The sequence below is a fragment of the Wenzhouxiangella sp. YN9 genome, from assembly GCF_056324165.1.
The window spans coordinates 104,342-124,094 of the sequence record NZ_JBJNIP010000115.1; the positions used below are offsets into that span (position 1 = coordinate 104,342).

The following is a 19,753-nucleotide window of genomic DNA, read 5'->3' on the forward strand; positions in this document are numbered from 1 at the left end:
TTTTCTTCCAAAGACAACCGGAACCGTAATGAAACAGGCAAAGACTCAAACCCTGACCGTGCTGGCGCTGCTGGCGCTGCTGGTGCCGCTGCCGGCCTTCGCTCAGGATGCAACCGAGAATCAGGGCGGGAGCAAAAGCGAGACCATCGATCGCATCGTGGCGTTGGTTGAAGAAGACGTCATTTTGCAAAGCGAGCTCGACGAGGCGATCGAGACGATCGAGCAACAGGTCAGGGCCCGGGGCGAAAATCTGCCGCCGCGCAGCGTCATGGAAGAGCAGGTGCTCGAGCGCCTGATCGTACAGCGCCTGCAGCTGCAGCGCGCCGAGCAGGGCGGCATTCGCGTCTCCGATGCGGATGTCGATAATGCGCTCAATCGGGTGGCCCAGCAGAACCGGCTTTCCCTCACCGAGCTGCGCGATGCACTGGAGTCCGACGGCATCGACTTTTCCGAGTTTCGCCGTGAAATTCGCAACGAGATCATGGTTTCGCGCATGCAGCAGCGCATTGTCGAGTCGATGGACGAGATCAGCGAGACCGAAGTCGACATCATGCTCGCATCCGAACGCTTCAGCGGGCAGGAATACCTGCTGTCGCAGATCGTCATTACCGTGCCGGAATCGGCCTCGCCCGCCGAGGTGCGTCAGGCCGAGTCGCGAATTGCGCAGATTTATGATCAGCTCGATGAAGGCATGGCCTTCTCCGCGGCTGCCATCAGCTACTCCCAGGCGCCGGACGCACTGGAGGGCGGCGATGTCGGCTGGCGTAGCGCCAGCGCTCTGCCCAGGGTGTTTGCCGAAGCCATCGAGGGCACGCAGCCCGGTCAGGTGACCGAGCCGTTGCGCACGCCGGCAGGCTTTGTCATTCTCAAGATTCGCGATGTGCGCGAGGCCGGCGCCATGATGGTCGAGGAGTATCGTGCGCGCCATTTGCTGATCAGCCCGTCGGAGCTGCTCACGCCCGAGCAGGCGCGCGAGGAAATTCAGGATCTCAGGCAGCGAGTCGAGCAGGGCGAGGACTTTGCCAAGCTGGCGCGGGAGTACTCCGATGACTCGTCGACCGCCAACATCGGCGGCATGATGGAGTGGTTTCCTCCCGGCAGCGAGGGGCGGCATATTCAGCAGGTAGTGGAGACACTCGAGCCCGGTGAATTGAGCGAGCCGTTTCAGAGCGCGCAGGGCTGGCACCTGATCAAGCTGCTTGACGTGCGCCAGACCGACCGCGGTGAAGACATCCGGCGCGCTCAGGCGCGGGAAATGCTCAGAGAGCAGAAATCCCAGGAAGAGCTGGATCGCTTCATGCGCGAGATGCGCAATGAATCGTTCGTCGAGATTCGCCTGTAGTCGCGGCATCGATGGCGCTCGAGCAGCTCATTCTCACGCCGGGTGAGCCCGCCGGGATCGGGCCGGAACTGGCCTGTCGGGTCGCGCTGATGGATCCGGGCCTGGTCCTGGTGGCTGATCCCGATTTGCTGCGCCGGACTGTCGAACGGCTGGGCCTGGACACCGCGGTACACGAGCTGAGCTCGGTCGACTCCGGCGCCACCGGCGGCATTCGCTGTCTGCCCGTTGCGCTCCGGCAACCGGTCCGGCCCGGGCACCCCGACCCGGCCAATGCCCAGTACGTGCTCGAATGCCTGCGAACGGCGGTGCGCCACTGCCAGGCCGGGCGCGTTCACGGCCTGGTGACCGGGCCCGTGCACAAGGGGGTCATCAACGAAGCCGGAGTGGCATTCAGCGGCCATACCGAGTTTCTTGCTGCTGAAGCCGGGGTGGCGCGGGTGGTCATGCTGCTGGTTGCCGGGCGGGTGCGGGTGGCGCTGGCCACCACTCATCTGCCGCTGGCCGACGTGCCTGCGGCGGTTACCAGCGACAGCCTCGGCCAGACGCTCGAGATCCTGCATCAAGGGCTGCGCAACCAGTTCGGTCTGGCCGCTCCCGATATTGCCGTGCTCGGTCTCAATCCGCACGCCGGCGAGGGCGGGCATCTGGGGCGCGAAGAGATCGAAATCATCGAGCCGCTGATGGCGAGACTTGGCCGGCGCATGGCCCTGACCGGACCGCTGCCTGCCGATACCGCCTTCGTGCCCGATCGCCTGCGCACGTTCGACGCCGTGCTGGCGATGTATCACGATCAGGGCCTGCCGGTGCTCAAGCACATCGGTTTTGGCCATGCCGTCAACGTGACCCTGGGGCTGCCGTTCATACGCACCTCGGTCGATCACGGCACGGCCTTTGATCTGGCCGGCACCGGCAGAGCCGACTCCGGCAGCCTGAACGCCGCCATCAGCCAGGCGCGCGGCATGCGGCGGCCGGATGGCCGGACCGCTCGCTGATGGCGCTGCCGTGATCAAGCCGCATCGGCCGCGCAAGCGCTTCGGCCAGCATTTTCTTCACGACCCCGGCGTTATAGCCCGGTTGGTTGCCGCCATCAGGCCCGGCGAGGACGACACCATCATCGAGATCGGCCCGGGTGAAGGCGTGCTTACCCGGCCGCTGCTGGAGGCCGGTGCGCGCGTGACCGCCATCGAGCTTGATCGCGATCTGGCCGCGACACTGCCCGAGCGTCTGGAATTTCCCGAGAGATTGGCGGTCCTTCAGGCCGATGTGCTGCAAGTCGATGCGGCCACTCTCGCGGCGCCAGCGTCAGGATTGCGGGTGGTGGGCAACCTGCCCTACAACATTTCCACGCCGATCATGTTTCACCTGTTCCAGTGGCGCGATTCGATCAGCGACATGCACTTCATGCTGCAAAAGGAAGTGGTCGATCGCCTGGTGGCCGGCCCCGGATCGAAACAATACGGCCGCCTGTCGGTGATGGCGGCTTTTCACTGCCGGACCGAGCGCCTGTTCAACGTGCCGCCGGGCGCATTCCGGCCCCCACCGAAGGTGGATTCGGCCATTGTGCGCCTGGTGCCGAAGCGGCTTGACGCCGAAACCCTTGCCCGGCTGCCGCAGCTCGAAGAAGTTGTCCGCCGCGCCTTCGGCCAGCGTCGCAAGACCCTGCGCAACGCCCTGAAGGGGGGCCTGGACGAGGCGGCGATTGCGGCGGCGGGAGTCGACCCGAAGGCCCGGGCCGAGACGCTCTCGCTGTATCAGTACCTGGCTTTGGCAAACCGGCTGGGCGGCGGCTGAACCCTGCTCACCACTCGGCAATCTTCCAGTAGGCGGGCTTGACCGGTGCCATGTGTTCGTGCCGGCTCTCGAGCTGGCCGTCACCGTCGTCGTCGATCAAATAATAGGAAGGCCCGCCTTCGAGCGGCGTGACCTTGATCATGTAGACCTGGCCGCCGGAGCTGTACTCCTCGACGATGCGGTCGTCTTCGCGGCGAATGACCACCTGCGGCTGGATCTGCTCGTCCGGATCCTGCACCTTGGGCGGCAGCGGCTCGCGAATCGGTGGTGGCGGTGGCGCATCCGACGGCGGTGGCTCGTTCTGAGACAGCGCCGGAATTGGAGCCATCATCAGCGTGATCGCAAAAACAAGCAGAACAGGACGCAGCATGGTGGAGTGCTCCAGAGTGACTGCCTCCCAGTCTAGCAAAGACATGGCTGTGACCCCGTTGATTCAGCACGCGCGCGCTGGCTGCTGCACCGCGAGCGTTATGATGGGCGGCCACGTTTCACGGAATTGCCGAGCATGTCCAAACAAGCTCCAGTGTGTCTGGTTGACGGGTCTTCCTACCTTTACCGCGCTTTCCATGCCCTGCCCAGCCTGACCAGCGCCGACGGGCAGCCTACCGGCGCCGTTTTCGGCGTCGCCAACATGCTGCGGCGCATGCTCGAGCAGTACCAGCCGGGGCAGGTCGCGGTTATTTTCGATGCGCCCGGAAAGACCTTCCGCCACGCCACCTATGCCGAATACAAGGCCAATCGGCCGCCGATGCCCGACGAGCTCAGAAGCCAGATCGAGCCGCTGCACGAGCTGATCGATGCGATGGGCCTGCCGCGGCTGGTGATCGAGGAAGTGGAAGCCGACGACGTGATTGCCACTCTCGCGCGGCAGGCGCGCGAGGACGGGCGTGAGGTGCTGATTTCATCCGGCGACAAGGATCTGGCCCAGCTGGTAACCGACGGGGTGACGCTCGAAGACACCATGCAGGACAAGCGCTACGACCCCGAGGCGGTCGAACAGCGGTTCGGCGTTGGCCCGGCGCTGGTCGGCGACTTGCTGGCGCTGATGGGCGACAGCTCCGACAATATCCCCGGCGTAGACAAGGTCGGCCCGAAGACGGCGGTCAAGTGGCTCAAGCAGTATGGCGATCTCGACGGCGTGATCGAGCATGCCGAAGAGATCGGCGGCAAGGTTGGTGAAAACCTGCGCTCCGGTCTGGAGCAGCTCAGGCTCTCGCGCGAGCTGGTCGAGCTGCGCGATTCCGTCGAGCTCGACGGCGGCCGCGAGATGCTCGAGCGTCGAGAGCCCGACCGCGAGCGGATGGTCGAGCTGCTCAAGCGCTTCGGGTTTTCTTCTTGGCTGAAGCAATACATCGATGGCGAGGCCGAAGGGACGGGCGCCGGCGGTGATCTGGAAGTCGAGACCGTCACCACGCGCAAGCAGCTGCAGGCGCTGGTGGAGGTGCTGGAGGCAGCCGAGCTGATTGCCTTCGACACCGAGACCACCAGCCTGGAGCCGTTGAATGCGGATCTGGTCGGCTTCTCGTTTGCCGTCGAGGTCGGCAAGGCCTGGTATGTGCCGCTGGCGCATGCCGATCAGAGCAACGAGTTCACCGCCGCAGAAGCCATCGAAGCCCTGCGTGGCGTCATCGAGAGTGACGAGCGGCCCAAGGTCGGCCAGCACCTCAAATACGATCTCAACGTGCTCGAGCGCGCCGGAATCCGGCTCGGCGGCATCCGCCACGACACCATGCTGCAATCCTACTGCCTGCATTCGACGGCCACGCGCCACGACATGGATTCTCTGGCTGCCCGCTATCTCGGGCGTCGAACGACGCCGTATGAAGACGTGGCCGGCAAGGGGAAAAAGCAGGTCACCTTCGATCAGGTGCCCGTCGCGACCGCCGCCGGCTACGCCGGTGAGGATGCCGATGTCACCCTGGCGTTGCATCACCACCTCTGGCCCCGGCTTGAAAGTCTGGACGGGCCGGCGCGCATCTATTCCGAGCTGGAGATTCCGCTGATTCCGGTGCTGGCGCGCATGGAGCGCACCGGCGTGGCGCTGGATGCCGACGTGCTGCGCACACAGAGCCGCAAGATCGAACAGCGGCTGGACCAGCTGGCCGAGGCCGCTTTCAACGAGGCCGGTCAGGAGTTCAATCTGGGCTCGCCCAAGCAGCTGCAGGAAATCCTGTTCGAAAAGCTCGGTTTGCCGGTCAAGCGCAAAACGCCCAAGGGTCAGCCGTCGACGGCCGAAGACGTGCTCCAGGAGTTGGCCCACGAGAACCACGAACTGCCCAGGCTGATCCTGGAGCAGCGTGGCCTGGCCAAGCTCAAGAATACCTATACCGACCGCCTGCCCGAGCGCATCCATCCGCGCACCGGCCGGGTGCACACACACTACCACCAGGCTGTGACTGCGACCGGGCGCCTGTCGTCGGCCGATCCCAATCTGCAGAACATCCCGATTCGCACCAGCGAAGGTCGGCGTATCCGCAAGGCCTTTATCGCGCCGCAAGGCAGCGTGCTGCTGGCGGCCGACTATTCTCAGGTCGAGCTGCGCATCATGGCGCATCTGTCGGGTGATGCGCGGCTGCTGAAAGCCTTTGCCGACGGCGAGGACATTCACCGGGCGACCGCCGCCGAGGTCTTCGGACTGGCCATCGACAAGGTCGACGACAGCCAGCGGCGCGCGGCCAAGGCGATCAATTTCGGCCTGATGTACGGCATGAGCGCCTGGGGCTTGTCGCGCCAGCTCGAGCTCACGCGCAACCAGGCTCAGGAATACATCGATCGCTATTTCGACCGCTATCCGGGCGTGCGCACCTTCATGGACGACATTCGCGAGCGCGCGCGCGAGCAGGGCTATGTGGAAACGCTGTTCGGCCGACGCCTGTGGGCCGATGAGATTCGCTCGCGCAACAACCAGCGCCGTCAGGCCGCCGAGCGCGCTGCCATCAACGCCCCCATGCAGGGCACGGCGGCTGACATCATCAAGCGCGCCATGATTGATGTGGATGCCTGGATCCGGGCCGAAAACGTGCCCGCAAGGCTGGTCATGCAGGTGCACGACGAACTGATACTGGAAGTGCACGCCAAAGCCCTCGAGCGCGTGCGTGAAGGCGTGATCGAGCGCATGCAGAATGCAGCCGAACTGGACGTCGAGCTGCTGGTCGAAGCCAACAGCGGATCGAGCTGGGAATCCGCTCATTAGGGGCTCTCAGGCGATTGCCGACGCCCGGAAAAGCCGAAGAACGAAATTATTCATGAATTCAGGTGAATTTCCGGAACTTTTACCCGGATGCCCTGGTCTATTCAGTCACCATGCGCATGGTGGGGTCCGCTTCCCTCCCTAGGCGGACCCATTGGATTCGGTTACAGTCCCCAAACCGGATCCGACTACAGGCCCCGGGTCCTCCCTCGCCCGGGGCCTTTTTTATTCCGGAATCGTCATGCCCTCCGACGATTTCCCGGAATTCTGTGCAGAGGAAAACTTCACCCCTTGGCTCCGGCGGCCACCGGCAGCTACGTGCTCGATCGATTTCTTTCACTGCGGTTTGTCTCGCGCGCGTCCCGAGCCCCGAACCGCGGCGATATACTGGCGGTTTGCTTTGCGATAGAGGGCTTTCCTGATGCTTGAAGTGATCATTCTTGCTGCCGGCGAGGGCAAGCGGATGAATTCGGCCCGTCCCAAGGTGCTGCAGCCGGTAGGCGGGCGGCCGATGTTGCAGCATCTGGTTGACGCCGCCGGCGCGCTCGAGCCCGCTGCGATTCGTGTCGTGGTGGGCGCCGGTGCCGAGCAGGTCAGGGCCGCGCTGGAGGGGCAGGCGCTGGAATGGGTGCTGCAGGCCGAGCGCCGCGGCACCGGGCACGCCGCTTTGCAGGCGCTGCCCGAGATCGATGCGCACGCCCGGGTGCTGATTCTGCCCGGCGACATGCCGTTGATTGGCACCGAGACGCTCGCCGCACTGCTTGCTTCATCGGCCGATCTGGCGGTGCTGAGCTTCATCGCCGACGATCCCGCCGGCTATGGTCGGATTGTCCGTACCGAGGGTCGCGTCACCGCCATTCGGGAAGAAAAAGACGCCAGCGACGAAGAGCGACGCATCAATGAAGTCAACAGTGGCGTGCTTTGTGCCCGCGCCGGCCGGCTGTCTGCCTGGCTCGATCGCATCGGCGACGACAACGCCCAGGGCGAGTACTATCTCACCGATTGTATTGGCGTCGCCGCCCGCGCCGGCTGCAGTGTCGAGGCGATCGTGGCCGCTGACGCCGACGAGCTGCTGGGCGCCAATGACCGCGCCCAGCTGGCAGCGCTCGAGGGCGTGTTCCAGCGCCGCGCCCGCGCAAGCCTGCTGACCGCCGGCGTTACCCTGCTCGACCCCGACAGCGTGCAGCTGCGCGGCACGCTCGAAGCCGGCCGCGATGTGAGTATCGACGTCAACGTGGTGCTCGAAGGCCGCAATCATTTCGGCGACGGGGTGACGATCGGACCCGGCTGCGTGATCCGTGACTGTGACCTGGCCGCCGGCACCCGGGTGGAGCCGATGAGCGTGCTTGAGGGCGTGCGCACCACCGGCGCCTGCTCGATCGGCCCGTTTGCACGGCTGCGGCCCGGTACGGAGCTGGCCGCCGGCGTAAAAGTGGGCAATTTCGTCGAGATCAAGCAAGCCCGGCTGGCCGCTGGCGCGAAGGCCTCGCATCTGAGCTACATCGGCGATGCCGAGATCGGCGCGCAAGCCAACATCGGCGCCGGCACCATCACCTGTAACTACGACGGCGCCAACAAGCACCTCACGGTGATCGGTGAGAGCGCTTTCATCGGCTCCAACTCGGCGCTGGTGGCTCCGGTGAACATCGGTCGTGGTGCGACCATCGGCGCCGGCAGCGTCATCTCCGCAGACGCGCCGGCGCAGCAGCTTACGCTGGCCCGTGCTCAGCAGCGCAGCCTTCCGGAGTGGAAGCGCCCGCAGGCCAAAGACGGGAAATGACGCCATCCAGAGACCGGCATGTCGGGCCTGGCCGGTGCGCAGGCGGGACCGGAAGTGCTAGACTCGAAACATCGAAGCCGGTTCGCGGCGTCAGCCGCGACTGCCGCCAGGCACAGGCTGGACGATTTGAACTTGAAAAGCCGTGAAGGAGTCAGAACAATGACCGAGGAACACTCTCCGGAGGCCGCCCCCGGAGCGCAGGACAAGGAAACCAGTACCTGGGCGATGATCCTGCATCTGTCGGTGCTCTCAGGGCTGATCGTGCCGATGGCCGGTCTGATTGTCCCCATCGTGATCTACATTCTGAAAAAGGACAGCCTGCCGGGCCTGGAGCCGCACGGACACGTGGTATTCAACTGGATGATCAGCGCGGTGATTTATGCCATTGCCAGCATGATTCTGATGATCGTCGGGATTGGTTTTCTGCTGTTGGCAGCCCTGGCGCTGGTGAGCCTGGTCTTTCCCATCATCGGTGGCGTCAAGGCCTCCGAAGGCGAAATCTGGCCCTATCCGCTTTCAATCAAGTTTTTCAAGTAAGGTCGCTTCAAGTAGCGTTATTCAAACGGCTTTGACTCGAGTAATGAACAAGGTGCTGGTCGGACGAACCCCTGCGGTTCTGCTGATGACGGTGCCGGGAAATCAATGACAATGACTGCAAAAAAACCTGCCCTGGTTTACGAAAACCTCGTCTTTTTCATCGCCATCGCCGTGCTGGGTTTCATTGCCGCGCCGGTGTGGCTGGTGCTTCACGGCTTCAGTGGCTGGACCTGGTTGTTCGCCGGCATTTTCTGGGTGCTCAGCGGCCTGTCCATCACCGCCGGCTACCACCGCCTGTGGTCGCACCGCACGTACAAGGCCGCTTGGCCGCTGCGACTGTTCTTTGCCATCTTTGGCGCCCAGTCCCTGCAGAATTCGATTCTTGTCTGGGCGGCGCGCCACCGCGTGCATCATCGTCATGTTGACGATGCCGAGCGTGATCCGTACTCGATCACGGCCGGATTCTGGCACGCACACATGGGCTGGATGCTGCGCAAGTGGCCGACCAGCGAAATCAATTTCGATCAGGTTCGCGACCTCGAGCGCGACCCGATCGTGATGTGGCAGCACCGTTATTATTGGCCGCTGACCTGGTTCATGAACCTCGGTCTGCCGTTGCTGCTGGGCTGGATGGTTGGCGATATCGTCGGCATGGTGCTGCTCGCCGGTGCCTTCCGCGTGGCGTTCTCGCAGCACTGCACCTTTTTCATCAACTCGCTGGCGCACACGCTCGGCAAGCGTGAGCACAACCTCGGCAATACCGCGCGCGACAGCAGTATTGTCGCGTTGCTGACCTGGGGCGAGGGCTACCATAATTTTCACCATGCCTTTCAGGCCGATTACCGCAACGGCATTCGCTGGTGGCAGTTTGACCCGGGCAAGTGGCTGATTGCCGCTTCCTCCTGGGTGGGCCTGGCGCATGAGCTGCGACGCACGCCGCGCTTCAAGATTCGCCGTGCGCGCCTTCAGGTTCAGTTCCAAGAGCTGCAGGAACGCATCGCCGGTGATCCCCGCGCGAGGAGCTGGTCAGAAACCATCGAGCACGAGTACCAGCAGTTCAAGGAGACGATTGCGCAGTGGCAGGCCGTTCAGGCCGAACGCGTCGCCGCGGGCAAGGCCGCGATTCGCGACAAGTGGCGTCGCACCGAACTGTCCACGCGCTATCGTGAGCTTGAATACCGCCTCAAGATGCAGACCCGGCGTCTGGCCACCATCCAGCGCGCCGCGGCGGCGGCGTAGTGATTGGCGTGACTGGCGGTGCGGGGTTCTGCGTGAGGTCGAGGGCGGCTTTGCCGCCCCATCGCCGGGTATTCAGCTCTCCAGGCCGAAAAAGCGTTCCGCAGTAGCCGTCGTTTCCTTCGCCAGTTGATCCGGGCTCACGCCGCGGCAGGCGGCGACGGTGCCGGCAACCCAGGGCAGCCAACGCGGCTCGTTGCGGCGCGTCTTGACGCGTGGGCGCATGTTGCGCGGCTTGAGGTAGGGCGCGTCGGTTTCGATCATCAGGCGATCGGTCGGGACCTCATGTACGAACTCCTTGAGGTGATGGCCACGGCGCTCGTCGCAGATCCAGCCGGTGATGCCGATATGGCAGTCCAGCTCCAGGTATTCGAGCATGGCCTCCCGCGTATCGGTAAAACAGTGCACGACCGCTGCGCTCAGGTGCGGGCGGAATTCACGCAAGATCGCGATGAAGTCATCGTGCGCTTCGCGCTGATGCAGGAAAACCGGCTTGCCGCAGTCGGCGGCCAGCTCGAGCTGTTTTTCGAACGCACGGCGCTGCGCCGGGCGGGGTGAGAAATCACGAAAGTAGTCGAGCCCGCATTCGCCAACGGCCACCACGGCCGCGTGACGGTGCAGCTCGGCGATCACGCTCAGGCTGTCGCGACTGAGCTCGCCGACATAGTGCGGGTGGATGCCGGCAGTGGCGTAGAGCACGCCGGGCCATTCTTCGGCCAGTCGGCAGGCGGCCACGCTGGCCGATTCAGTGGCGCCGGTGACAATCATCCGGCTCACGCCCTCGGCCTGTGCAGCCTCGATGACGGCCTGCCGGTCGGCGTCAAACGACTCGTGAGTCAGGTTGCAGCCAATATCAATGAGTTCCATGGCGAGCGATTGTAGCCGCTTGCCGTCGGCAGCTGTGGCTGACGACCGCGGGTGCGCTCAGTCCAGTCGAATCTTGAGCAGGCTGGCCATCTGCGGGGCGACTTTCGGCGTCACCAGATCAGCCAGAGTGTATTGCCTCAGGGTGTCGAGAAACGCTTGCAGGGCCTCATCGAGCATCCGCGGCAAGCGGCAGGCCGGCGTGATGACACAACGATTGTCCGGGCGGAAGCACTCGACCAGGCCGAAGTCCGGCTCCATGTCGCAGATGACCTCGCCCACATTGATGGCGTCCGGCTTTCGCGCCAGCTGAATGCCGCCGCCGCTGCCCCGGGTGGACTTGACATAGCCATTGAGCGCGAGCTTGTGCACCACCTTCATCAGGTGGTTGCGAGAAATCGAGAAGGCGTCGGAGATTTCCTGAATGGTGACGCGCCGCTCGCCGGTCACGGCCAGATGCATCAACACCCGCAACGACAGGTCGGCATGATGAGTCAGGCGCATGGCAAGGCGCTCAACCGGGCCGCCCGTCGGCGCGCGGGCTTGTGAGAATGGGCAGATAGAGCCAGAGAAACAGTGCGAAGGCGGCGCACCAGGCCGTGGTGGTGACCATGACGCCGCCGCGCCAGGGCAGCCAGCCCAGGGCAGTGGCGAGCCGAACGAGCGCTGCCGTCAGAATCAGAACGTAGGTGGCAACTGCGCCTTTCGGCAGCTCCAGCGGGCGTCCGGTGTGCCCCAGGGCAACGCGTGTCATCACGCCCATGATCATCACCCCCATGGCGCCGGGTCCCAGCGCGTGCATCCACGCGGTGGAGGAGGGCGTGCCGGCACCGAGGCTGAAGGCCATCAGGATTAGGCCCAGCGGAATCCACGCGTAACCGACATGGAGAATCCAGACCAGAGCATCGCTTCTTGCGCGCCAGCCTTGCCAGCCGATCACGCGGACGGCGTTGGCAATGCCCGCCAGGCCGGCGAGCCCGGCCAGCACCAACGCCGGGGCGCCGGCGAGCAGGCTCAGCACCAGCAAGGCCGCCGAAGTGATGCTCGCCGTTTCCACCAGCGGCCAGCTGCGCACCTGCTCGGGCGACATCTGCTGGCGCAGCATCCAGTTGCGCGTGAAAGCCGGAGTGATTCGTCCGCCGATGATGATGATGAGCACAGCGATCAGGCCCACCGTACCGAGCTCGACGCGCCGTACCAGGGCAGGTTCATGCGCCAGCCAGCCGGCATGGAACAGCAGGTTGGCAAGAGCCAGGGCGGAAACCACCGCAACCAGAGGCAGGTTGCGGTAATTGCCCGAGCCGATGATCACGCGCCCGGCGTAAACCGCCACGGCGGCAAAAAAGGCCACGTCGATCAGCGCAACCAGCCCGGCCGGCAGCAGCGCTGACAGCCACAAGGCGACGCGCCCGGCCAGCCACAGGCCGAACAGCAACTGCAGGCCGCGGCCCGACAGTGGCTGCGCCCCGGTCCAGTTGCACATGGCGGTGAGCAAGAATCCGGCGATCGCTGCGCCGACCATGCCGAACAGCATTTCGTGGCTGTGCCACTGCAGCGGCGAGTAGTCGCCGGCCAGCGGCCAGCCCAGCAGCAAGACACCCAGCCAGCCTACGACCGCCAGCATGGCGTAGCCCGAGGCCGCCAGGAAAAAAGGGCGAAAAGGACAGGCCCAGAGGGCCGACTCGATTTTCAGCGTAGCAGTCAGGGTACGGGTTGGCATCTGGTTGCAGTCCGGACGTGGTTGACCCGCGATGGACGGGTCAGTATGAAAGTCAGCACGAAGAGGAACAGAATCATTACGCCGGCCAGCAATGCAGGCCTTGCGCCGAGCAGCCACAGTGAGATGGCGCTTGTTGCCATCAGAGCCCCAGCCAGGCACTTGGCCCGCACCGGTATGACGCCGTGGCGCTGCCAGGCGCGAAGCGTGGCACCGTAGCGCGGGTGCCGGTAGAGACGAAAACGCAGTCGCGGGCTGGCACGCGATCCTGACCACAGGGCAAACAGCAGAAACGGCGTTGTTGGCAGTACCGGCAGCACCGCCCCGGCCGCACCCAGGCCGATCGCGGCCCAGGTCAGCGATAGCCATATCCAGCGTGGTATTGGTCTGCCGAGCCTGATCATGCATCAAGTATACCTTTTTGCCGCTGTGGCTGTCATCGTCGCTTTGCTGGCCGGTGCCTGCCGGTGCTTTCGGCATGCAGCCAGGCCGGGACCTGCCATCCCGAAAGCGCCTTTCGCCGCTTTTTGTTGCCCACCCCGCCGCCGGAACGATTAGAATTGTGCGCTCAACCGTGGTTGACGATTCACCAACCCCTGTTGCCGGCTTAGCTCAGTTGGTAGAGCGGCTGATTTGTAATCAGTAGGTCGGGAGTTCGAATCTCTCAGCCGGCACCATTTCCTTCCAACAGCCCGGACACTTTTCAGGCCTCCTTGCGCTGGCCGGAGTCGTATTCGAACTCCCGACAATCGACAATCGAGTTCGAACCGAGCGGCGCAGCCGCGAGCTCGCTGGAGCGCAGCGACAGCCCGAAGGGCCAGGCCGCGTAGCGGCCGCTGCCATCTCTCAGCCGGCACCATCGCCTTTCGATGGCTTGGGCATTCTGTGTGAAGCAGCGCAATCCGTGGTTCCAACAAGCATTGCCCTGAACGGGCTCAGTTCCGATCATTGCCGGTACCGGGCCGCCAATCAGGATCGCGTCGACGGCGGCGTTCTATGAAGCGTTCGGGGGCAAGTGAGGCGACGACGTGGTGGTCAGTGGCCAGCGGGTGGCCGGAGAGGCGGTCGGCAATGATGTCGGCGCACAGCGGCGTGTGTGTGAGTCCTTTCGAGCCATGGGCGATGTTGAGCCAGACGCTTTCGTCAAGCGTGTGCGGATTGTGCTCGGGCTGCGGTCGCGGGCCGACCAGGGGCAGCGGGTCGGCTGGCTGGCAGCGAAGACCGGCATGTTGACCGACCACCTCGATGTGTTTGCCACCAAGCGCCTGCCAGAGTTCTGGCGCACCGTGCTCCAGCTCGGCCAGGTTGGCCTGATCATCGGCATGGTCGATGAGGGCTTTCTGGCGTTCGCGGTCAAAAGTGGCGCCGATGCAGTGCACGCCATCGAAGGCCGGCGTGAGGTAGCCGGTATGACAGTGGGCCTGTTGCCACTGCATGCTGGCCGCGGTGGCCCGGCAGAAGGTGACCTGCCCGCGCACGGTTCGCAGCGGCAGCCAACCCAGGCCATCGAAGCTCGTGGTCGCGCCGGCGGTGCAGATGACAAGGGCGTCACTTTCGAGCACGCCGCCTGAAGTGAGTGTCACGCGGGCGTTGTCGCCGCTGTCGATGACGGCCACCCGCTCGGCGCTTGTGGCAATGCTCGGATGATCAAGCAAGAAGCGACACCAGGCTTGGGGACGGATGGCGCCTGCCCCTTCGATCCTGACCTGATCTTCGCCGCAGGGTGCCAGCAGCTCGGGAGGCCAGGCGCCGCTGGCCATGGCCTTGCGAGTCTTGTCGGCCAATCGCGGCTCGACCAGGTGCTGGATGAGCCCGTCGAGTCGTCCCTGGTGCTCGTTTTCCGGGAAGCCGTGCCGGTGCAGCCAGCGCTGTGCATGCAGCAATGCACCCAGATGAAAACGGTTCTGGGCGTTGAGGTGATGGCTTGCGGTGGTGTAGAGCACCGCCGCCAGCGGTGAGAGGGTGGCGCCGGCCAGGCTGGCCAGGGAGGGGTCGATTACCTTGACTGACCAGCCGCGTTGCGCCAGCGCTCGGGCGGTGGTGCAGCCCGCGAACCCGGCGCCCACGACCAGAGCCTGTCCGGATGTTTTTCGCTGTGCTCTCCAGCGACCCGGCTGGCGGGCGGTCAGCCGGTGGCGCTTGCCGGCAAAGCCGGCGTGGCGCTCGACCTCGAAGCCCGCCGCCGCCAGGCCGCGTCGAACGTGCCCGGCGGCGGTGAAGGTGGCGACGGTTGCGCCCGGCCGGGAGCGTAAGGCGAGGGCGTCGAACAGATCCTGGTGCCACATGCCGGGGTTGCGCGCGGGCGCGAAGCCGTCCAGAAACCAGGCGTCGACCTGCTGGGGTCCGGCTGACCACAGCGTCAGGGCATCACCGAACATCAGGGTCAGCTCGACGCGCTCATTCAGCTGGATGCGGTGAAATCCCGGGGCCGGTGGCGGCCAGGCCCGCAGCAGCTCTTGCGCCGGAGCGGCCAGCTCCGGCCAGTGCGAAATGGCGCGGCCCAGATCGGCCCTGGAAAGAGGATGGAGCTCGGCGGAGTAATAGTGCAGCCGGGCTGCAGGCGGCGCATGCCGTTCGAAGCAGAGGGTGGTCAGCAAGGCGTTGAGTCCGGTGCCGAAGCCGGTTTCACCGATCAGGAACAGGGCATCATCGGGCAGGCTGGCAAAGCGTTGCGGCAGCATGCTCGCCTCGATGAAAACCGCCCGGCTTTCGGCCACGCCGCGACCGGGCATGAAATAGCTGTCGTCATAGCCGCCTGCAAACGGTGTGTCGTCTTGCCAGTCGATGTTTGCCGTCGCCAGCGGGGGCAGGATGAAGTCGGTCATGATTGCGGCCGGAACAAAACCGACATTCTATGGCCGCGGCTGCGGTAGTAATGCCGTGTAACCCAAGAAAACAAGCTGAGAAAAAGACAAGGCCATCACAAATGTTATATCATATCGTTCGTGTTGCTGGAGCAGTGAGCCATGGCCGTCGTTTTCAAAACAACCGAACGCGCCCCACGCGCCAATCTGCTGGATCGGGCGGGTATTTGCGTGTCAGCCGTCTGTCTGGTGCAGTGCCTGATTCTCAGTCTGGCGATTGTGCTGGCGCCATTCATGTCTCTGGGCATTTTTGGCAGTCATCTATTTCATCGCCTGCTGCTGCTGCCGATCCTGCCGTTGAGCATTGGTGCTTTCTGGCTGGGGTATCGTAGCCACGGCAGCCGGGGGCTGCTGCTGGTGGGCCTGCTGGGCCTCGGCCTGGTGCTGGTCGCGGCCATTCTCGAGGGCGCGGTGCTGTCGCCCCTTGCGGCTTCGGGCCTGACTTCTGCGGGCGGCCTGACGCTGATCATCGGCCACTGGTTCAATCTGCGTCGGCGCCGACGCTTCTGCTTGCGCCCGGCTGTCGCGGGTCATTACCCGCGGGCCCAAGCTGATAGAATCAGGCTGAACTTTCAAGGGACAGATTCATGAGCGATATTCCTTCCGATCTGCGCTATGCAGAAAGCCACGAGTGGGTCAGTCAGGAAGAAGAAGGCGTGGTCAAGGTTGGTATCAGTGACCATGCGCAGGAACAGCTGGGTGACCTGGTCTTCGTCGAGCTGCCCGAAGAGGGCGATACTTTCAGTCGCGGCGACGCCAGCGCGGTCGTCGAATCCGTCAAGGCGGCCTCCGACATATACAGCCCCGTGTCCGGAGAGGTTGTGGTGGTCAATGACTCGCTGGACGATTCACCCGAAATCGTCAACAACGATCCTTATGGCGACGGCTGGCTGTTTTCCATCAGGCTGGATGATCCCGCCGAGCTCGATGAGCTGATGGACGCCGAGGCGTACAAGGAAAGCATCGACGAAGACTGAGCTGTCGCCACAAGAACGCCTGCGCACGCGGCGGGCGACGGCCTGCAGCCGCCCGTCGAATGGATGCCTGTCACCGACCGCTGTTGCGGAATCTGATCGCTTTACGAACGCTTGACCTGCCGGTGCTGGCTGGCAAGGCGGTCGGCGCGTCTGACCGGTTCAGGCAGGCGATAGCGGGGCGTGCAGGCGAGCACCAGGGCAACGGCTGTTTCCAGGCTGATGCGGTGTCCGATGGACACATACAGCGGTCGCACGCCATCGCGCGAGCGCACGACCCGGCCGATCACCTCGCCGTCGTCGAGCAGATCGACGGCGCTGCCTTTCTTCGGGCCCGGGGCTTCATGTTGTCCGCACAGACGGCTCTTGCCGACGCCGATAGTGGCCAGGCCGGCCGTCACGCCCAGATGACAGGCAATGCCGAATCGGCGCGGGTGTGCGCGGCCCTGGCCGTCACACAACACCAGATCGGGCCGGGTGGACAGGCGCTCGAGTGCGCCGAGCACCGCTGGCAGTTCGCGGAACGAAAGCAGGCCCGGGATATAGGGCAGTTCCGTGGGCTGCTCGAAGACCACCTCGTCGATCAGCTCCAGCTCCGGATAACGCATCAGGACGGCCGCCGCCCGCGTTGTGCGGCCGTCATCGGGGAATCCGGCATCCACACCGGCCACCAATCGAGGCGGCAGGCGCAGGTCGTCGCGCGCGATCACCTGCCCCGCCAGCTCGCGCTGACGCGCCATCAGGGCTCGCCCGTCAATACCTGAAGCCATCTATCTTCCCCCCGGAGTCTGGCCAAAATGATCGGCCCAGGCAGCGTCGATGCGCCTGCGGATGTGCTCCTGGTCGACGGAGGCAGGTTCGCGCCGCAGCCAGTCCAGATGGCGACGCTCGACCAGCTCTCGCCAGTCGGCGGCCAGAGACCGGGCCAGATCGGCGTCCATCCACTCTGCGTCGGCCAGGGCCTCGAACTGGGAACCGGTGTCGCGCGGTGTCAGCAGGTCAGGGTGCCGGCTGGCCTGCGTGAGCACGCCGAGTTCGGCCAGAAACTGCAGATCGGTCAGAGCCCGTCGCAGGGGCGACTCACGGCGCTGGCGCAGCTGACGCGAGCGCATGTCGGCCAGATCGGCGGCGGTCGAGCGCTGGTCACGCTGTTGCGCAAGTACCTGCGCGCGCGTGGTTTCGAATGCCGTTTGCAGCGCCGGACTGCCGGCGACCCAGCGCGCGCGAACAAGCGCCTGATGCTCCCAGGTCCAGGCCTTGTTGCGCTGGTAATCGGCAAAGCTCTCCAGGGTCGACACCAGCAGGCCGGCGCGGCCGTTGGGCCGCAGGCGAGTATCGATTGCGAAAAGCTTGCCGCCGGGCAGAGGCATCTGCAAAGCGCTGACCAGCCGCTGTACCACGCGTCGCGGCGCCTCGCCGGCGCGGTGCAGGAAGACCAGATCGAGATCGGATTCGAAGTGCAGTTGAGCGGCCCCCAGATTGCCGTAGCCGATGACCGCAAGGTCGTCGGACTGGCCGCGGCCGCACAATTTCAGGGTTTGCTCAATGATGACGGCGGCCATGCGGCTCAACTGGCGCCCGCCATCAACGCCGTTCAGGCGCCCGTCCAGCTCGGCCAGGGCGGTGCGCAGAAAGCCTGCCTGCCGCCAGCGCGACAGCGCCCAGAGACTGGCTTCGCGATCATCGGGATCGGGCGTGGGTGCGGCCGGCAGCTCGAAGCCGTTGATGGGATCGAGCAGATCATCGATAAGCTGTGGCGCGGCGATGATCCACTCCGCGATTCGCTGGCTGAGATGGAAGACCCGCACCAGCCGCTCGAGCGTTTCCGGACGCTCGCGCAGCAGAGCCAGATAGGCTGACCGGCGCGAGATCTGATCGATCAGGCGCAGCAGGTCAGGCAGGCTGGTGTCGGGGGGCTGCTGATGCGCAACCGCCTCGATCAGGTTCGGCATCAGCCGCTCCAGTCGCTGGCGGCCTTCGGCACTCAGTGGCTGTCGCTGCAGGCGGGCATGACAGCGGTGCAGGAGCTCGGCGGCATCGTCGGGCCGCCGGAAGCCGGCGGCGCTCAGGCGCTTGCCGGTGTCGGCATCCGGCGGCCAGCGCCCATCGGCCTCGTCCGCGCCGGCATCAGGATCGCGGAAGCGCTCGCTGAAGTGATGATTGACGAGCTTGCGACAGGCCTCCAGCTCCGGTCGCAGGCGGTCCCAGTGCGTCAAGCCCATCAGTTCGGCGAGCTTCAGCCGCTCGCGCTCCTGTGCGGGCAGTTCATGGCCCTGGCGAGCAGTCATGGCCTGCAGTCGGTTTTCAAGAATGCGCAGGAACCCATAAGCCTGACGCAGCGCGCGGCCATCATCGGCGGGCATCAAGCCCAGGCCGATGCAGGCATCCAGGGCGGGCAGAAAACCGGTAGGGCGCAGCCGGCGTTCGCGACCGCCGCGCAGAATCTGCAGGCTCTGGACCAGAAACTCCAGCTCGCGGATGCCGCCGCGTCCACGCTTGATGTCCTGACGACCACGATGCTTGCGGGCGCTGGCGCCGATGCGTCGGTGCAGGTCACGCAGATTCTCGAAGATACCGTAGTCGAGATAGCGTCGGTAGATGAACGGCTGCAGGGCCTCGATCAAGGCGCGTCCAGCGGCAAGATCGCCCCCCGCCGGCGCGGCCTTCATCCATGCATAGCGCTCCCAGGCGCGACCTTCGCTGACAAAGTACTGTTCCATGGCGGACACTGACCACACCAGCGCACCGGATTCGCCAAACGGTCGCAGGCGGGTGTCGACAATCCAGGCCCGACCGTTGGCGTCGACGCGATCGAGCAGCCCGATGAGCTCGCGTGCCACGCGTTGCATCCACTGAGCAGCATCGAGTCGGCGGGGGCCGCTGCTGCGGCCACGTGCGGCATGTGCAAACACCAGGTCGACGTCAGAGTTGAAGTTGAGCTCGTCGCCGCCGAGCTTGCCGAGCCCGAAAACGATCAGTCGCTCACGCTCGCCTTGTGCATTTTCGAGCCAGCCGTGGCGATCGGCGATGCGAGCCTCGGCCGCGGACAGGGCTCCTTCGATGCACTCGCGTGCCAGCGCGGACAGAGCACGGCCGGTCTCCGCGATATCGGCTTCGCCGGTGAGGTCGCGCCAGAGGATATGGATCGACTGCAACTGCCTGTAACGGCGCAGGGCGGCGGCGGGGTCGGCGGCCAGCGCGCCGGCGTCCGGGCGCATTGCGGGGCGCTCGGGATGCGGCGCATCGGCAAAGCGCCGCCAGGCCTCGGCCGCAAAGCGGCAGTGCGAGCGCAGCGTGTCGATATCGATGGATTGCAGGGGTCTGTGCATGGGAGATCGACTGGTTGGACCGTCTGCGCCCGCAGCCGGCAAGGCGCGCAGGCGCAGGCGCCACTTTACTCCGATCTGCCCGGCCTGCAAATATCGACTCGGCATCAAAGCAGGTTGCATTCAGCCGCG

At 64.9% G+C, this 19,753-nt stretch carries 18 protein-coding genes and 1 tRNA gene; 10 read left to right on the forward strand and 9 right to left on the reverse strand.

Going from position 1 to position 19,753, the window contains the following annotated elements; genetic code table 11:
* Positions 1-28: 28 nt before the first annotated feature.
* From ACEWQ0_RS12490 to rsmA, 3 genes are read left to right on the forward strand one after another with little or no spacing between them, the layout of a single operon-like run.
* Positions 29-1,342 carry a peptidylprolyl isomerase gene (locus ACEWQ0_RS12490; RefSeq protein ID WP_476482211.1) on the forward strand — a complete coding sequence of 438 codons (1,314 nt, stop codon included), beginning with the start codon at positions 29-31 and terminating at the stop codon, positions 1,340-1,342.
* An 11-nt stretch (positions 1,343-1,353) separates the two neighbouring features.
* Positions 1,354-2,334 (forward strand): 4-hydroxythreonine-4-phosphate dehydrogenase PdxA, encoded by a 981-nt coding sequence (gene pdxA, locus ACEWQ0_RS12495; RefSeq protein ID WP_476482210.1) that lies wholly within the window; start codon positions 1,354-1,356, stop codon positions 2,332-2,334.
* Positions 2,315-3,133, forward strand: coding sequence for a 16S rRNA (adenine(1518)-N(6)/adenine(1519)-N(6))-dimethyltransferase RsmA (rsmA, locus tag ACEWQ0_RS12500; RefSeq protein WP_476482209.1), 819 nt, complete (start codon positions 2,315-2,317; stop codon positions 3,131-3,133). Before pdxA ends, rsmA begins: the two co-directional genes overlap by 20 nt.
* A 7-nt stretch (positions 3,134-3,140) precedes the next feature.
* Here rsmA and ACEWQ0_RS12505 read toward each other — a convergent pair whose 3' ends face one another.
* Positions 3,141-3,548: a DUF2782 domain-containing protein gene (locus ACEWQ0_RS12505; RefSeq protein WP_476482208.1), complete on the reverse strand. Its 408-nt coding sequence runs from the start codon at positions 3,546-3,548 to the stop codon at positions 3,141-3,143.
* A 90-nt stretch (positions 3,549-3,638) separates the two neighbouring features.
* On the opposite strand from ACEWQ0_RS12505, the gene polA reads away from it, so the two are divergent.
* The 4 genes from polA to ACEWQ0_RS12525 all read left to right on the forward strand — a co-directional run bounded on the left by polA (position 3,639) and on the right by ACEWQ0_RS12525 (position 9,879).
* Positions 3,639-6,326, forward strand: a complete 2,688-nt coding sequence (polA, locus tag ACEWQ0_RS12510; RefSeq protein WP_476485498.1) for a DNA polymerase I — start codon at positions 3,639-3,641, stop codon at positions 6,324-6,326.
* Between the two features lie 418 nt (positions 6,327-6,744).
* A complete protein-coding gene (gene glmU / locus ACEWQ0_RS12515) occupies positions 6,745-8,103 on the forward strand; it encodes a bifunctional UDP-N-acetylglucosamine diphosphorylase/glucosamine-1-phosphate N-acetyltransferase GlmU (RefSeq protein ID WP_476482206.1) in 1,359 nt (452 codons plus the stop codon).
* Positions 8,104-8,262: 159 nt separating this feature from the next.
* Positions 8,263-8,640: a DUF4870 domain-containing protein gene (locus ACEWQ0_RS12520; RefSeq protein ID WP_476485499.1), complete on the forward strand. Its 378-nt coding sequence runs from the start codon at positions 8,263-8,265 to the stop codon at positions 8,638-8,640.
* 111 nt (positions 8,641-8,751) lie between these two features.
* Complete coding sequence (locus tag ACEWQ0_RS12525; RefSeq protein WP_476482204.1) at positions 8,752-9,879, forward strand: acyl-CoA desaturase; 1,128 nt, start codon at positions 8,752-8,754, stop codon at positions 9,877-9,879.
* Between the two features lie 72 nt (positions 9,880-9,951).
* Here the strand turns inward: ACEWQ0_RS12525 and ACEWQ0_RS12530 are convergent, their stop codons facing one another.
* The 4 genes from ACEWQ0_RS12530 to ACEWQ0_RS12545 are packed head-to-tail and all read right to left on the reverse strand — an operon-like array spanning position 9,952 to position 12,861.
* Positions 9,952-10,743: a TatD family hydrolase gene (locus tag ACEWQ0_RS12530; protein ID WP_476482203.1), complete on the reverse strand. Its 792-nt coding sequence runs from the start codon at positions 10,741-10,743 to the stop codon at positions 9,952-9,954.
* Positions 10,744-10,800: 57 nt separating this feature from the next.
* Complete coding sequence (locus tag ACEWQ0_RS12535; protein ID WP_476482202.1) at positions 10,801-11,244, reverse strand: RrF2 family transcriptional regulator; 444 nt, start codon at positions 11,242-11,244, stop codon at positions 10,801-10,803.
* Positions 11,245-11,254: 10 nt separating this feature from the next.
* The gene (locus ACEWQ0_RS12540; protein WP_476485500.1) at positions 11,255-12,460 is read right to left on the reverse strand and encodes an NnrS family protein; all 1,206 of its coding nucleotides are present in this window, start codon (positions 12,458-12,460) and stop codon (positions 11,255-11,257) included.
* The gene (locus ACEWQ0_RS12545) at positions 12,442-12,861 is read right to left on the reverse strand and encodes a YbaN family protein (RefSeq protein ID WP_476482200.1); all 420 of its coding nucleotides are present in this window, start codon (positions 12,859-12,861) and stop codon (positions 12,442-12,444) included. Before ACEWQ0_RS12545 ends, ACEWQ0_RS12540 begins: the two co-directional genes overlap by 19 nt.
* A 197-nt stretch (positions 12,862-13,058) precedes the next feature.
* Between ACEWQ0_RS12545 and ACEWQ0_RS12550 the strand changes: the two genes are divergently transcribed.
* Positions 13,059-13,134: transfer RNA gene (locus ACEWQ0_RS12550), tRNA-Thr, on the forward strand.
* Between the two features lie 26 nt (positions 13,135-13,160).
* Here ACEWQ0_RS12550 and ACEWQ0_RS12555 read toward each other — a convergent pair.
* Positions 13,161-13,358, reverse strand: coding sequence for a hypothetical protein (locus ACEWQ0_RS12555; RefSeq protein WP_476485501.1), 198 nt, complete (start codon positions 13,356-13,358; stop codon positions 13,161-13,163).
* Between the two features lie 34 nt (positions 13,359-13,392).
* Complete coding sequence (mnmC1, locus tag ACEWQ0_RS12560; RefSeq protein WP_476485502.1) at positions 13,393-15,282, reverse strand: FAD-dependent 5-carboxymethylaminomethyl-2-thiouridine(34) oxidoreductase MnmC1; 1,890 nt, start codon at positions 15,280-15,282, stop codon at positions 13,393-13,395.
* Positions 15,283-15,423: 141 nt separating this feature from the next.
* Here mnmC1 and ACEWQ0_RS12565 point away from each other — a divergent pair, with 141 nt between their 5' ends.
* Positions 15,424-15,912 (forward strand): MerC domain-containing protein, encoded by a 489-nt coding sequence (locus ACEWQ0_RS12565; protein ID WP_476481456.1) that lies wholly within the window; start codon positions 15,424-15,426, stop codon positions 15,910-15,912.
* Complete coding sequence (gene gcvH / locus ACEWQ0_RS12570) at positions 15,909-16,298, forward strand: glycine cleavage system protein GcvH (protein ID WP_476485503.1); 390 nt, start codon at positions 15,909-15,911, stop codon at positions 16,296-16,298. Before ACEWQ0_RS12565 ends, gcvH begins: the two co-directional genes overlap by 4 nt.
* A 101-nt stretch (positions 16,299-16,399) precedes the next feature.
* On the opposite strand, the gene nfi is transcribed toward gcvH, so the two are convergent.
* The gene (gene nfi / locus ACEWQ0_RS12575; RefSeq protein ID WP_476481454.1) at positions 16,400-17,065 is read right to left on the reverse strand and encodes a deoxyribonuclease V; all 666 of its coding nucleotides are present in this window, start codon (positions 17,063-17,065) and stop codon (positions 16,400-16,402) included.
* Positions 17,066-19,624, reverse strand: a complete 2,559-nt coding sequence (glnE, locus tag ACEWQ0_RS12580; protein WP_476485504.1) for a bifunctional [glutamate--ammonia ligase]-adenylyl-L-tyrosine phosphorylase/[glutamate--ammonia-ligase] adenylyltransferase — start codon at positions 19,622-19,624, stop codon at positions 17,066-17,068. It abuts the gene before it with no gap.
* Positions 19,625-19,753: the final 129 nt, after the last annotated feature.

What these genes read in the sequence shown, in the direction of transcription:
- ACEWQ0_RS12535 (WP_476482202.1), bottom strand. Translation starts at nt 11,244, where the DNA reads ATGCGCCTGACTCATCATGCCGACCTGTCGTTGCGGGTGTTGATGCAT.
- ACEWQ0_RS12545 (WP_476482200.1), bottom strand. Translation starts at nt 12,861, where the DNA reads ATGATCAGGCTCGGCAGACCAATACCACGCTGGATATGGCTATCGCTG.
- glmU (WP_476482206.1), top strand. Translation starts at nt 6,745, where the DNA reads ATGCTTGAAGTGATCATTCTTGCTGCCGGCGAGGGCAAGCGGATGAAT.
- glnE (WP_476485504.1), bottom strand. Translation starts at nt 19,624, where the DNA reads ATGCACAGACCCCTGCAATCCATCGATATCGACACGCTGCGCTCGCAC.
- pdxA (WP_476482210.1), top strand. Translation starts at nt 1,354, where the DNA reads ATGGCGCTCGAGCAGCTCATTCTCACGCCGGGTGAGCCCGCCGGGATC.
- gcvH (WP_476485503.1), top strand. Translation starts at nt 15,909, where the DNA reads ATGAGCGATATTCCTTCCGATCTGCGCTATGCAGAAAGCCACGAGTGG.
- polA (WP_476485498.1), top strand. Translation starts at nt 3,639, where the DNA reads ATGTCCAAACAAGCTCCAGTGTGTCTGGTTGACGGGTCTTCCTACCTT.
- ACEWQ0_RS12565 (WP_476481456.1), top strand. Translation starts at nt 15,424, where the DNA reads ATGGCCGTCGTTTTCAAAACAACCGAACGCGCCCCACGCGCCAATCTG.
- ACEWQ0_RS12530 (WP_476482203.1), bottom strand. Translation starts at nt 10,743, where the DNA reads ATGGAACTCATTGATATTGGCTGCAACCTGACTCACGAGTCGTTTGAC.
- ACEWQ0_RS12490 (WP_476482211.1), top strand. Translation starts at nt 29, where the DNA reads ATGAAACAGGCAAAGACTCAAACCCTGACCGTGCTGGCGCTGCTGGCG.
- rsmA (WP_476482209.1), top strand. Translation starts at nt 2,315, where the DNA reads ATGGCCGGACCGCTCGCTGATGGCGCTGCCGTGATCAAGCCGCATCGG.
- ACEWQ0_RS12505 (WP_476482208.1), bottom strand. Translation starts at nt 3,548, where the DNA reads ATGTCTTTGCTAGACTGGGAGGCAGTCACTCTGGAGCACTCCACCATG.
- ACEWQ0_RS12525 (WP_476482204.1), top strand. Translation starts at nt 8,752, where the DNA reads ATGACTGCAAAAAAACCTGCCCTGGTTTACGAAAACCTCGTCTTTTTC.
- ACEWQ0_RS12540 (WP_476485500.1), bottom strand. Translation starts at nt 12,460, where the DNA reads ATGCCAACCCGTACCCTGACTGCTACGCTGAAAATCGAGTCGGCCCTC.
- mnmC1 (WP_476485502.1), bottom strand. Translation starts at nt 15,282, where the DNA reads ATGACCGACTTCATCCTGCCCCCGCTGGCGACGGCAAACATCGACTGG.
- nfi (WP_476481454.1), bottom strand. Translation starts at nt 17,065, where the DNA reads ATGGCTTCAGGTATTGACGGGCGAGCCCTGATGGCGCGTCAGCGCGAG.
- ACEWQ0_RS12520 (WP_476485499.1), top strand. Translation starts at nt 8,263, where the DNA reads ATGACCGAGGAACACTCTCCGGAGGCCGCCCCCGGAGCGCAGGACAAG.